This is a genomic window from Frankia gtarii (assembly GCF_025403375.1).
GTDB classification, from domain to species: Bacteria; Actinomycetota; Actinomycetes; order Frankiales; family Frankiaceae; genus Frankia; species Frankia gtarii.
On the sequence record NZ_JAMPTM010000209.1, the window covers coordinates 1 to 12,012 of the forward strand.

Genomic DNA, 12,012 nt, shown 5'->3' on the forward strand with positions numbered 1-12,012 from the left:
GGGCAGGGAGAGCCGGCGGGTGAGTAACCCGACGAGCTCGCCGGCCGAGGGGCGCAGCGCGGGATCCTTCGCCAGGCAGCGGGAGACCGGCTCGAGCAACCGGTCGGGGGTGCCGGCCAGCTCTGGTTCGGCCGCCTCGATCCGCAGCGCGACGATCTCCTGGGACTCGCCGCGAAACGGCCGCCGTCCGGTCGCGGCGAACACCACGCAGCAGGCCCACGCGAAGATGTCGGAGGCCGGGCTCGCCGTCTGCCCGCCGAGCTGCTCGGGGGACATCCACGCGATCGTCCCGACCAGCTCGCCGTCCTGGGTGTAGCCGGTGTACTCGGCCGAGCGGGCGACACCGAAGTCGATGACCTTCGGTCCGGTCCAGGACATGACGATGTTCGCCGGCTTCAGGTCGCGGTGCACGACCGCGGCGCCGTGGATGGCCTCCAGCGCGGCGGCGAGACCGAGCGTGAGGTTGTCGAGGTGCCGGTCGACGAGCGGCCCGTGCTCCAGCACGGCGGCGTGCAGCGTCGGGCCCGGCACGTACTCCGTCGCGAGCCAGGGGCGTGGGCCCTCCACCTCGGCGTTGATCACCTGGGCGACGGTGCTCGCCCGAACGTGCCGCGCGGCCGAAACCTCCGCGCGGAACCGCGCCCGGAACTCCGGATCGCTGGCATACGCCTCATGCGGCACCTTCACCGCGACCGGCAGTTCCTCGTCCGCGAACCCGAGGTAGACGATCCCCATGCCCCCGGCGCCGATGCGGTTGTGCAGGCGGTACGGCCCCACCAGCCTGGGGTCGGTAGCGGTCAGTGGTCTTAGCACGGTGTGTCCTCTAGCCCCAGTCTCCGGCGGCCCCGCCTTCGGGCTCCATGCGTTTACGGGTCCCGGTCACGTCAGGCTGCGCCGCAGCTCGGTACCCGCTGGAATTGTCGAAGGTAGTATTCCGCGGCTGCCGGATGCAGCGGTATATAGCAGAAAAGCGGCCCTTCGTAAATGGACAGGGCGTCCGGGATGCGTCGGTGCGCGGGGTTGGCGCCCCAGAGCACCCCCTCGTAGTCGCCCCGATCCCGGTACAGCTCGGCGGTCGCCCGGCGGACCAGCACCGGGTCGGTGTCGGCGCGGGCGATCAGGCCGTTGGGAATCGTGACGGTCCGGATCGGGCGGATTCCCGTGTAGTCCGCGGGGCCCAGGTCGCCGGCGCCGAACACCTCGCCGGCGTAGAAGTGCGCCCGGTTGCCGTAGAACGTGTTCCAGTCCTTCGTGATCGGGGTCCGGTACTCGGACAGATCGAGCAGGCGCAGCCGGGCTCCGGCGGCGATGGCGGTCCTGATCTGCCGGGTGCCCGCGCCGCCGGCCCAGACGACCGCGTCCACCGTGCCCGCGGACAGCCGCCGCAGTGCTTCGTCGATGGAGGAGTCGTCGAGGTCGGGATGGCAGTTGGGCAGGCCGACCCGTAGCAGGACGTCGCCGATCTGGCGGACACCCGAACCCGGCTGGCCGGCCGCGATCGTCCGGTTGCACAGCTCGGCCAGCCTGTCGACCCGCCGGTCGTCCGGGCCGAGCGGGCGGTCCCGGACGATCACGTGCAGCAGATCCTGGTGCACCGGCCCGAGGGTGCGCAGCCCCGCCACCGGGTGGCCGCCGCGCGTCGGGTCGAACTGGTTCACCCCTTCCGTGGCGTCCACGGTGGTGTTGAGCTGGGCAATTGCCAATCCGCAGCGGGGCGGCTCGGGGGATTCGAGGTCGTAGATGTTTTCCGTGGAGCCGGCCGTCTCCACCACGTCCACGTCGAAGTGTTCCGGCGCCGCCTCGAGCCGGGTACGAAGCACCCGGGCAAACTGGTTGTACGGGGAACCGACGGTGCCGGTGAAGATCTGTACGGATGCGCATGCCGACCGCCCGGCAGGCGGCCAGCCGCCCGCGGCCGAGGAACCCCCGGTTGTTGCGGCGAGGGAAGCGGCGACTGCCACGGCGAGCACGACGATGCCGACCACGGCGGCGCGTTGGCGTCGGGTCAGCCTTTCCGGCCGGCGGCCCGCCGGTTGGTCCGTCGACACCGCGCGTCCTCCGTTCTGGACTGTTGACCTGCGACGACCTGTCGACCTGCGAACCGGGGTCGCGGAATGCGGGAAATCGTAGAGGAATCGTCGTGGCGGGTTCCCGGCCGGGCGGCGCGAATGTCCGTCCTGCGGCCAGCTTCTCGCCAAACTCTTCCAGGTGACGATTCTTCCCGGCGGCTCGACTGTCCGCTGGGCGACATCAGCGCGGGCGACGCCCGCGGTGGATCATCGCGCGGGCAACCACAGGTCGACCCCGCCGACGTGCCGCGGCGGGCGGCCGACGAGGCTGCCCAGCAGCGCGCGCAGCTCGGCGGGTCGCCGCGCCGGCCCCAGTACGACGGCGTCCGGGGACAACCGCCTGTACGCGTTGCGGACCTGGGATGATCCGAGGGCGGCGGCCGCCGTCGTCGTGCCGTTGTCGAGGTCGATGAGGGCGGAGGTCAGGGCATCGCCGGGGCCGTGGAACGAGGCCCGACCGGTCGGGCCCGGCACGGTGCAGTAGCAGCCCGGCATGACGAAGCGGAAGTGCGCCTCGGCCTGCCACAGCATCGCCTGCGCCTGCTGGGGATGCGGGTAGGGGACGACGAGAGCGGTGGCGTTCGCCGGGATCTGCCGCACTCCGTCGCCGGTGAAGAAGGCGGGGGTGTGGGCCGCCGTGGTGAGCAGCGGGGCGGGGACGAGCGCGGCCAGCGCGCCGGCGGTCACCAGGGCGGCGCCTGATCGGGCGAGCCAGCCGCGCCATCCGCCTGACCCGCTGTGCGTGTCGCCGTGCCCGTCGAGGCTGCCCAGGTCCGGAAACGTGCCGTCCACCGGCGGGACATCCGCAGGGTCGGTGGCGCGCCGGTGCTCATCGCGCCACCGGTCCAGGCCGACGGCGGTCACGGCGGCCGCGCACATCATCACGTACAGCGCGAATCGTGAGGGCAGGGCGTTGTGGAGCACCGGCACCTTTTCGAGGACCAGCCAGGGCAGCGGGATCCGCGTGGCGCGGCCGTCGACGTGCAGGTGGTCGCCCAGCGAGAGGACCGCCATCACCAGGCCGACGGGGGCGAGGACGCCGACGAGTGGGTGGCGGCGCGCGCGGACCGTCGCGGCCAGCGCCAGCAGGATCAGCGGAACTCCCAGGTAGCCGCCGACCTCGACGGCGTTGCCGGTGAAGCGCAGGCTGTGCCGCAGGGCGAGGTTCGGGGCGATTTCCTGCAGCGGCGTCGGCGTGACGAAGCTCCACAGGTCGGTCACGGCGATGCCGGACGGCTGGATCGAGCCGTGGACCCGCTGCCCGCCGAGAAACTGCACGCCCAGCGGCCAGGCGAGTCCGACGGTGGCGACCAGTGCGGCCGTCGCCAGACCGTGCAGCGCCGGGCCCAGCCGCTCGCGGGCCGCAGCGCGGTGGCGGGCGGCGAGAACCACGAGCCCGACGGCCGCCGTCAGCGCCGAGGTCGCGAGGATCTCCTCGCCGATGAGGGCCTGCGCGGCGACCGCGAATCCCAGCAGGATCCCCGTGCGCCGCGGGCTGCGGCCGCGGACGATCAGATCATCGAGCAGGCCGAGCAGCAGCGGTGGGAACGGGGCGAACGCCAGGTGCAGGTGGCCGTAGGAGCTGCCGATCAGGTAGGGCCCGAAGCCGTAGAGCAGGCCGGCAAGAGCGGCGGGGCAGTCCCGGACCCAACGGCGCAGCACCCAGAACAGGGCGAGGCCGCTGACCACGGGGGCGAGCGTGAGCAGCACCGTCAGCGTGGTCACGGGACCGCCCAGCAGGGTGATCGGCGCCGTGAGCAGGCCGAGTAGCACCACCGGGGTGCTCCAGAGGATGTTCGCGCCCGTGGGGGAGTTGATGTGGTGGGTCAGGAACGGGGCGAGGCCACTGCCGAACGCGTGCGGTGTCCAGCCGAGGAACCACGAGAACAGGTAGGCGTCACCGCCGCCGTAGGTGATCTCCCCGAGATGTCGCCAACTCGCGCGGAAGATCCAGACGGACAGGGCGAGATAGCTGAGCGTCACCGCGAGTGGAACCAGCCGGCGCCGCCGGTCGCGGCCTGCCGCCGGCGTGGTGGGCGGCCGCTGCCCGGCCGGCCTGACGATCGGAAATGCCCCCGCGACCCCGGTTTCCGGACTGCTGGTCTTCGGAGCCCCCCTTTGCGGGGTTCCGGTACTGCTGATCTCGGAGCTGGTCACGACGGTCCCCCCCTCGCGTGCCCCGCGGCCCGACGCGCTGCCCGCACTGGTCGGGATATGCGCGATGATGCCGACGATATCCGCCCCGGCTACCCCCATTGCGGGCAAAACGCACCTGACCTGGTGCGCAGTGTGACCGGCGTTGGTAGGAGTGGTCCCGCGGGAGATACCCGTTCCCGCGGGGGACCCGACCGATTGGCGACGCATCGGCCGCGGTTCTGCGTTATCTGCCCGGGATTACCCGGCTATTTGATCCATGCCCGTCGCCTCGGGTCCGGACGGCGTCCACTCGGCGACCAGGGCCGAAAAAGTGCGATATCTCGCGATGGTGTAGCTGGCGGACACGACGCCATGGCGGTCGAGCACGGCGACGGGGTAGCCCCGTTCCGCGCGGTAGCCTCGCTCGCCGATGATGATCCGCCCGCCCAGCCGGACCACGCCGACCACGCAGGGCAGCGCGGTCCAGCGCGGCCGGCGCGCCGCGGCGAGGATCTCCGGGGTGCGCCAGGCGTACAGGCCGCACAGGCAATGCTCGTCCGGCACCCGGTCATGACCAGCCGGGGCCGGTGCGCCGACGGCGGTTGAATCGGGCCGCTTCGTCCGCAGGCACTGTGCCTGCGTGATGCCGTCGGCCCGCCACAGCAGCATGCTCGGCGGGAACGGCGACCACGGAGTCCAGGCCGGGCGCAGCTGCCCCCGGTCGTCCACCGCCCACTGGCGCCAGCCGAGCAGGCTCACCCGGGCACCGGCTCCCGTTCCGGCGCCGGGGCGGCCGGGACGGCCGGGATCGTCAACGGCTCGGCATCGGGGAAGCTGATCGGCTCGTCCTCGACGATCCGTTCGGGTTTGCCCACATCGCCCACGCTTCCACGGTGGACGCCGGGGGCCGCCGACGTCAATGGCAACTCCGGGCCGCACGACTCGCCGCATCGCGGCGCGCGGGCTGGCGTGGCCGCCAGGGACGGGCCGTCCGCTGGTCGCGGGGAGCGCGGTAGCCGGTCGCGGACGCAGGCGCGGCCCGGGAATCATCGCCGGACCGCCCGACACCGACGGGCGTGTTGGGCTAGTCCGACACTGGTGTTCAATGTGGCCTTCACATAGTCCTATGGGGTGATGTCGTTGCTGGGCACGTCCGCGGCCGACCAGCTGCCCGATTCCTTGTCACCGAGTCCAGACAACACCGTGGACGTCACGACTCCCGCGGAGGCCACCGGCCCCACCGGCGGCGCAGTTGCTGCCGCCGACCCGACGGGGGACGACCCGTACGAGATGGCGGCGACGCTGCTGTGGGCCCGCGTGCTCGGGATGACCGCCATCGGCCCGCACGACGACGTCGTGGGGACCCCTGGCGGCGAGGCGGCCGCGGGCGAGCTCGCGGCGGTCCTGCGCGACGAGTTCGGGGTGGCGCTGCCCGTGTCGGAGATCGTGGCGGCCCGCACGCCGGCCGGGTTCGCCGCAGTCTGGGCCGCCCATCAGGGGGAGGCGGACCGCCACCCCACCGTGGTGCCGCTGACCGCCGCCGCACCGGGCACGCCGCTGTTCTGCTTCCCCGAGGCCGGCGCGCCCGCGATCGCCCTGCTGCCGTTTGCCCGCTATTTCGCCGCCGAACGCCGCGTCTACGGACTGCAGGCGCACGCTCTGGAACAGCGCGGCATCCCGGACTGGTCGGTGGCGGCCGCGGCTCGCCGCCATGTGGCCGAGCTCCGGCTGCTGCAGCCGACCGGTCCGTACCTGCTGGCGGGGCACTCGTTCGGTGGCCTGATCGCGCTCGAGGTAGCCCGGCTGCTGCGGCGGGCGGGCCATGAGGTCGGCCTGCTGGCGCTGATCGACACCTACCTGCCCGGCACCGCCCGGCTGACCCGCACCGGCGCGATCATCCCGACGAGCCAGTTGGAGGGCCGGCACCCGGACCGGCCGCAGGACGTTGCACGCTCGGACGGACCTGGGCCGCTCGCCGCCGACGAGGGCCCCGCGCTGGGCCCGCGGGTGGTGGCCGACCGGCTGCGCCAGCTCGTCGAGCTCCCGCTCGCCGGCGTCGTCCGCTTCCGCGGAACGCACCGCTACGACGTCTTCCACAATCAGGGTCGCATCCTCACGATGGCCTACCGGCCGCATACCTACGAGGGGCGCACGGTCGTCTGGCTCGCCGACGACCACGACGAGATCGAGGCGTGGCGCGGGGTGCTCGCCGGTCCCGCGTCGATCCGGCGCATCCCCGGGGACCACCGGACGGTCCTGCGCCAGCCCCTGCTCGCCGAGGTGGTCGCCGACCTGCGTGCGGATCTCGCCGCCGTGCCCGGAGTCGACACCGCCGGTAGCTGAACACCGCCCGCTGGCCACGAAACGTGGCGGGCGGCGGGGCCTCGGTCGTTCGGTGGCGCCCGGAGACGATGTCACTGGACGGATTCGGACGGTGCAGTGCCCGTAAAGGTGACCCACGTCGCTCGCTCAGCCCCCACTATGGAGCGAGAGCTCGGGCGCCGACGGATCCCGGGCCAGGATGGAGCGGGTGATGAAGGTCCGGATCGGCATTGGCTTCGGCAGCGTCGCGCCGGCCGGGTTCGCGGCTCTGGTGGACCGGCTGGAGAAGCTCGAGATCGATTCGCTGTGGCTGTCCGAACAGCTCTCCACGCCCGCCGTGGACCCGCTCGCCGGGATGGCCTTTGCCCTGGGCCGCACCAGCCGGCTGAAGGTCGGCTCAGGGGTGGCGGTGCTGCCGGGCCGCAACCCGGTGCTGCTCGCCAAGCAGCTGGGATCGCTGGCGCTGCTAGCCCCGCGCCGGGTGCTGCCGGTGCTGGGCCTCGCCCCGGGCCGGCCCGAGGACCGGCCCGCCTACCCGCTTCCCGAGGGGCGCGGCGGGGTCCGGCCCGCGGGGACCGCGGGCCGTCGAGGTGCGGTGTTCGACGAGGCGCTGGACGTCCTGCGGCGGCTGCTGCGCGAGCCGCGGGTGACCTTCCACGGAGAGTTCTTCGACTTCACCGACGTCGGCATCGGGGAGCTGCCCACCCGGCCGCTGGACATCTGGCTCGGCGGTGCGGCCCCGGCCGCGCTGCGTCGGATCGGCCGCTTCGGCGACGGCTGGTTGGCGAGCATGGTCAGCCCCGAGCAGGCGGCGGCCGGCATCGCCGAGATTCAGCAGGCCGCAGTGGCGGCGGGCCGGCGGATCGACGACGATCACTTCGGGCTGAGTCTGCGCGTCGCCTTCGCGCCGCCGCCGGCCAACGCCCTGGCGGCGCTGCGGCGGCGCTACCCCGACGTCGATCCATCGCGGCTCATGCCGGTGGGGTGGGCCGCGGCGCGGGAGTTGATCGGTGAGTACCTCGCCGTCGGGGTGAGCAAGTTCGTCGTCCATCCGGCGACGACGCCGGACGGGTGGCCGAGCTTCCTCGATTCCTTCGCGGCCGAACTGATGCCATTGGAAAGCTGACGCCATCCGCGAAGCTGACGCCGCCGGAGTACTGACGCCGCCGGAGAACCGAGGCAACCGGAGAACCGAGGCAACCGGAGAACCACGTCCACGGTTGATCCGGACCTGCCGGGCAACACGGACGTTCGGTGTCCGGCAGGTGGGAAGAGGTTCGCGTCCCAGATCGGCCGTATGCGGATGGTCGACGGCGGTGCTCCTCGGGGGGCGGGTTACGTGATACTGAAACCGCCGTCCACCGCGAGCGTCTGCCCGGTGACGAAACTGCCGGCGTCCGACGCCAGGAAGAGTAGCGCGGCGGTCAGTTCCGCAGGTTCCCCGAAGCGGCCGTCGAGGACCCGCGTCAACTGCGCCTCGATGTAGCCGGGCCGGTACTCGTCCGTCATCTCGCTGCGGAAGAAACCGGGGGCGAGCGCATTCACCCGGATGCCCTGGCGGCCGGTCCACTGCTGGGCCAGATCTCGGGTGAGCCCGATCAGCCCGGCCTTGCTGGCCGTGTAGGCGGCCTGAGGCAGCCCGGCGGTCGTCAGGCCCAGCACGCTGGAGATGTTGACGATGCTGCTGCCTGGCCGCATCACCCGGGCGGCAGCCTGCGCCATCCAGTAGCTACCGCTGAGATTGACGTCCAGGACGGAGCGGAACTGCTCGGGCGTCTCGTGCAGGGCGGGCACCGCCGTCCCGACCCCGGCGTTGTTGACCAGTACGTCCACCCGGCCGAACGCCTCCATCGCGGCCGCCACGACACGCTCGGCGCTGGCCGGGTCGGCCACGTCGGCGGCGACGGCGAGGGCACTGCGACCGGCCGACTCCACGAGCTTTGCGGTGGCGCCGAGCCGCTCGACCCGCCGGGCGGCGAGGACCACGTCCGCGCCGGCCTCGGCGAGGCCGCGGGCGAAGTCCACCCCGAGCCCGGATGATGCCCCCGTGACTATCGCGACCCGGCCGTCCAGCCGGAACCGGTCCAACACCGACATCTGGTGCTCCTTCGCGCCAAGGTTGCCACCGTCGTGCCGGCGGCGATCGTCATGCGGCTCTGCGCCCGCCGGTGCGGACCCGCCGCGAGCCGCCGGCGGAACCCGGCCCGCTCTGTCTGAAGCGTCGCAGGTGAGGCCCGTGGACACCCGCGGAACACCGGAGGTGATCGCCTGCGTCTCCTCGGTCACGACTGGTCGGTTTGGCCCACTGGTGGGAGCACTCCAGGGCCCATCGCTACCGCCAAGGTCTTCCCCTTTCCGGTTTTGCCCGCCACAATCAACCGGGAACGGTGAGCGGCTGACAGGCGGTGCGGACCCGGCATCTGGCGGCATTACCCGCCAGCGCGACGGGCGTCGTGCCCAAACGCGATCCGGAACAGATGATCTGCGGGTAGAGGGGGTACTGACGATGTGTCGGTATCCTCGGCACCGCAGGCCGTGAAGCGAGACAATCCCGTTCACACCGACAGTCGATCGACGGCGCTGGGGAAAGCCTCGCTGGAGGAAACGTGGAACGGGCAGAGCGAACGAAAGTCACCCCCCGGGTTCGGACCGAACGCCATGTCGTGCTTGGCGTTCGCTTCGGTGATCTGTCGGATATGGCCGATGTATTGCTGGCCGCCGACCTGGCCGCGCGGCTCGACGGCCATCTCGTGCTGATCGCGACGATGGACCGCTGGTCCCGCTGGGCGCGGTGGACCGCCGGGGTGTATTGCGCATTCGGCGTCGAGACGGTCATGTGCGCCGCTCGGATCGCCGAGGAGGAGACCCGGGAGGAGCTCAAACAGCGGCTGCGGTCGCTACTCGACCTCGTCGGCGTCGACTGGAGCGTTCAGTGGGCCAGCGGTTCTCCCCGCCGGGCCGCCGTGCGCTACACCCGCCGCCACCCGGACGCGATGGTGATCCTGCGTCCCGAGCGCACCCGCTGAGCCGACCGTGGTGCGGCGACCGGTCACCTCCCACCGGTCATCGCCCACCGGTCACGTCGAGCACGGCCCCCGTCACGTAGGACGCCTGCGTCGTGCAGAGCCAGGTCACCGCGTCCGCGACCTCCTCGGCCCGGCCCGGCCGGCCCAGCGGCACGGCCGCGCCCAGCCGCCGGGCCCGCTCCGGATCTCCGCCCGAGGCGTGGATCTCCGTGTCGATGTATCCCGGCCGAACGCCGTTCACCCTGATGCCCTCGGCGGCCACCTCCTGGGCGAGCCCTTTCGTCAGCGTGTCGAGGGCTCCCTTGCTCGCCGCATAGTCGACGTAGGTCCCTGGGCTGCCGAGCCGCGCGGCTGCGGAGGAGACGTTCACGATCGATCCGCCGGGCCCGCCGTGGCGCGTCGACATCCGGCGCACCGCCGCCCCCGAGCACAGGAAGGCGGCGGCGATGTTGACGGTGAACATCTGGTTCAGCCGCGCGGCGTCCATCTCGTCGACCCGGGCGGCGGGCGCGACCACGCCTGCGTTGTTGACCAGGGCCGTCACCGGGCCGAGCCGGTCCGCGGCGGCGAACAGGTCGGCGACGGCGCCGGTGGGCTGCGCCAGGTCGGCGGCCACCGACGCGGCGGCGACGCCGAGCTCCCTGCACCGCCGTGTCACCCGTTCGGCGGCGGCGGAGTCAGCCCGGTAGCCCAGGCAGATATCCCAGCCGAGCCGGGCGAGCGCAACCGAGCAGGCCGCACCGATGCCGCGGCCACCACCTGTCACGACCGCCACGCCGAGAGCGTGCGGTTTGGGCATGCCCATCACTCCTCGTACTTATTGGATGACCTTGTGGGCGGCTCCGGACGCCATCCTGCTTCCAGCGAGGCGTCGAGGGTGCCCGAAGTGCCGTGGTCCAGTAGTCCACCCGCGATATGGGGGAGCTGCCACCAGTGCGCCCGGGCGTTGAACATCCGACACTGACGGTGCCGAACCGCGGCATAGCCGTCGCGTTGCGCCTGGCTGGCGTGTGAATGTCGGGACGTGACCGGCTCTGTCGTTGATCGACGGTTCAGGTGCCGCATGTCTGACAGCGCATATCACGTGGCGTGAAGGTGGTCCGGAGGAGCACAGTCGTCATCCAGAGGAGCACAGTCGTCATCGGCACGGGGACCGGTGGGTGCACGCTGACCGGTGGTCTGCCCGCAGGGTCGGGGCATACCGGACGGTTCGTGGTGGTTGTCGGTAGCGGGCAGGTGACGGGACCGGCGTGACCGGGTGTTGGGTCGACTGTCTGTCGCTGGTTGATCGGCGTGACGCGTCGTGGTGGCCGCGAAACGTTGGGAGGAACACCGATGCGCTGGGCCCCATCCACGGACTCGGCCGATGGCCGCCGTCCGGCAGTGAGCTCGCCTCTGGTCCGGCACGGGCTGGGGACGCTGGGCTGCCCACCGCCCCGAACGTCCACCGCGCCGCCCGACCAGCGCGGCGGGATGGACGCGGGCGCCGTCGCTGGTGCCGGTGCGCCTGCCGGCCCGCTCGCCCGGATGCGCCGGGTGGCCGGGGCGGTGGCGTACGCCGTCAGCCAGCTTCTGCTCATCGCCGTGCTCTACGGGACGTACAGCTTCAGCCGCCACCTAGCCAGCGGCCGGGAGTCGGCGGCGCTGGCCGCCGGGAAGGACGTCTGGCGATTCGAGCGCTTCCTGCACCTGCCCAGCGAGGCCGCCGTCCAACGCCTGGCGTTGCACTCGCACCTGCTGATCCGGGCCGCGGACTGGTTCTACATCCTCGTCCACTTCCCGTCGGTCATCCTGCTGCTGCTGTGGGTGTTCATCCGGCATCGCCGGCACTGGACCCGGGTCCGCAACGTTCTGATCATGACCACCGGCATAGCGTTGATCATCCACTTGTCGTACCCGCTGGCGCCGCCCCGTTTCCTGCCGCCGGTGCCGCACGGGTCGCTCGTCGACACCGGCGCGGTCTATGGCCCCTCGCCCTACGGCGAGGGCAGTGGCGGGATCGCCAACGAGTACGCCGCGATGCCGAGCCTGCACGTCGGTTGGTCGCTGCTCGAGGCCTGGGCGGTCATCACGATCCTGCACCATCGCGCTCGGTGGCTGATGGTGCTGCACCCGGTCCTCACCATCGTGGTCGTGGTCATCACCGCCAACCACTACTGGCTTGACGGCCTGGTGGGCGCCTCGCTGGTGGTGGTGTCGATCGTCGTGCTCGACCAGGCCAACCGCGCGTGGGCCGGGCGTGGGCTGAACCGCCACGAGACATCCCTGCGGATCCCCGCACCCACACCCGCGACATTGGTGGAAGCACCGTCACCCGCTGTGCCGTCACCCGCCGTGCCGTCACCCGCCGTGCCGTCACCCGCCGTGCCGTCACCCGCCGTGCCGCCGGTCGCGTTGCCGCCGCCGGCCACGTCGCCCGAGTCGGCTGCGCAGTCGAGGGTGGCGGGGCGGGACAGGGC

At 72.2% G+C, this 12,012-nt stretch carries 10 protein-coding genes; 4 read left to right on the forward strand and 6 right to left on the reverse strand.

Annotated features, from left to right (window positions below; all coding sequences use genetic code 11):
• The 4 genes from NBZ83_RS23785 to NBZ83_RS23800 form a co-directional block, all read right to left on the reverse strand.
• Window positions 1-813, reverse strand: an 813-nt coding sequence (locus tag NBZ83_RS23785) for a serine/threonine-protein kinase (RefSeq protein ID WP_261575830.1), incomplete at its 3' end; no start/stop codon positions are given.
• Window positions 814-884: 71 nt separating this feature from the next.
• Window positions 885-2,048 (reverse strand): TAXI family TRAP transporter solute-binding subunit, encoded by a 1,164-nt coding sequence (locus tag NBZ83_RS23790; RefSeq protein ID WP_261568268.1) that lies wholly within the window; start codon window positions 2,046-2,048, stop codon window positions 885-887.
• A 228-nt stretch (window positions 2,049-2,276) separates the two neighbouring features.
• A complete protein-coding gene (locus tag NBZ83_RS23795; protein ID WP_261575831.1) occupies window positions 2,277-4,226 on the reverse strand; it encodes a glycosyltransferase family protein in 1,950 nt (649 codons plus the stop codon).
• 237 nt (window positions 4,227-4,463) lie between these two features.
• On the reverse strand, window positions 4,464-4,964 hold the full coding sequence (locus NBZ83_RS23800; protein WP_261568266.1) for a hypothetical protein: 501 nt from the start codon (window positions 4,962-4,964) through the stop codon (window positions 4,464-4,466).
• Window positions 4,965-5,339: 375 nt separating this feature from the next.
• Here NBZ83_RS23800 and NBZ83_RS23805 point away from each other — a divergent pair, with 375 nt between their 5' ends.
• Both NBZ83_RS23805 and NBZ83_RS23810 read left to right on the forward strand, forming a co-directional pair.
• Window positions 5,340-6,548 (forward strand): thioesterase domain-containing protein, encoded by a 1,209-nt coding sequence (locus NBZ83_RS23805; protein ID WP_261568265.1) that lies wholly within the window; start codon window positions 5,340-5,342, stop codon window positions 6,546-6,548.
• Between the two features lie 190 nt (window positions 6,549-6,738).
• Window positions 6,739-7,653 carry a TIGR03854 family LLM class F420-dependent oxidoreductase gene (locus NBZ83_RS23810; RefSeq protein ID WP_261568264.1) on the forward strand — a complete coding sequence of 305 codons (915 nt, stop codon included), beginning with the start codon at window positions 6,739-6,741 and terminating at the stop codon, window positions 7,651-7,653.
• A gap of 209 nt (window positions 7,654-7,862) precedes the next feature.
• Here the strand turns inward: NBZ83_RS23810 and NBZ83_RS23815 are convergent, their stop codons facing one another.
• Entirely contained in the window at window positions 7,863-8,624 is a 762-nt protein-coding gene (locus tag NBZ83_RS23815) for an SDR family NAD(P)-dependent oxidoreductase (protein ID WP_261568263.1), read from the reverse strand.
• Between the two features lie 599 nt (window positions 8,625-9,223).
• Between NBZ83_RS23815 and NBZ83_RS23820 the strand changes: the two genes are divergently transcribed.
• Entirely contained in the window at window positions 9,224-9,553 is a 330-nt protein-coding gene (locus tag NBZ83_RS23820; protein WP_261568262.1) for a hypothetical protein, read from the forward strand.
• Between the two features lie 37 nt (window positions 9,554-9,590).
• On the opposite strand, the gene NBZ83_RS23825 is transcribed toward NBZ83_RS23820, so the two are convergent.
• Window positions 9,591-10,352 carry an SDR family oxidoreductase gene (locus NBZ83_RS23825; protein ID WP_261575832.1) on the reverse strand — a complete coding sequence of 254 codons (762 nt, stop codon included), beginning with the start codon at window positions 10,350-10,352 and terminating at the stop codon, window positions 9,591-9,593.
• Between the two features lie 584 nt (window positions 10,353-10,936).
• On the opposite strand from NBZ83_RS23825, the gene NBZ83_RS23830 reads away from it, so the two are divergent.
• Window positions 10,937-12,012 (forward strand): phosphatase PAP2 family protein (locus NBZ83_RS23830; protein WP_308203822.1); only part of this gene is annotated, 1,076 nt, incomplete at its 3' end.

What these genes read in the sequence shown, in the direction of transcription:
- NBZ83_RS23820 (WP_261568262.1), top strand. Translation starts at nt 9,224, where the DNA reads ATGGCCGATGTATTGCTGGCCGCCGACCTGGCCGCGCGGCTCGACGGC.
- NBZ83_RS23810 (WP_261568264.1), top strand. Translation starts at nt 6,739, where the DNA reads ATGAAGGTCCGGATCGGCATTGGCTTCGGCAGCGTCGCGCCGGCCGGG.
- NBZ83_RS23815 (WP_261568263.1), bottom strand. Translation starts at nt 8,624, where the DNA reads ATGTCGGTGTTGGACCGGTTCCGGCTGGACGGCCGGGTCGCGATAGTC.
- NBZ83_RS23825 (WP_261575832.1), bottom strand. Translation starts at nt 10,352, where the DNA reads ATGCCCAAACCGCACGCTCTCGGCGTGGCGGTCGTGACAGGTGGTGGC.
- NBZ83_RS23805 (WP_261568265.1), top strand. Translation starts at nt 5,340, where the DNA reads ATGTCGTTGCTGGGCACGTCCGCGGCCGACCAGCTGCCCGATTCCTTG.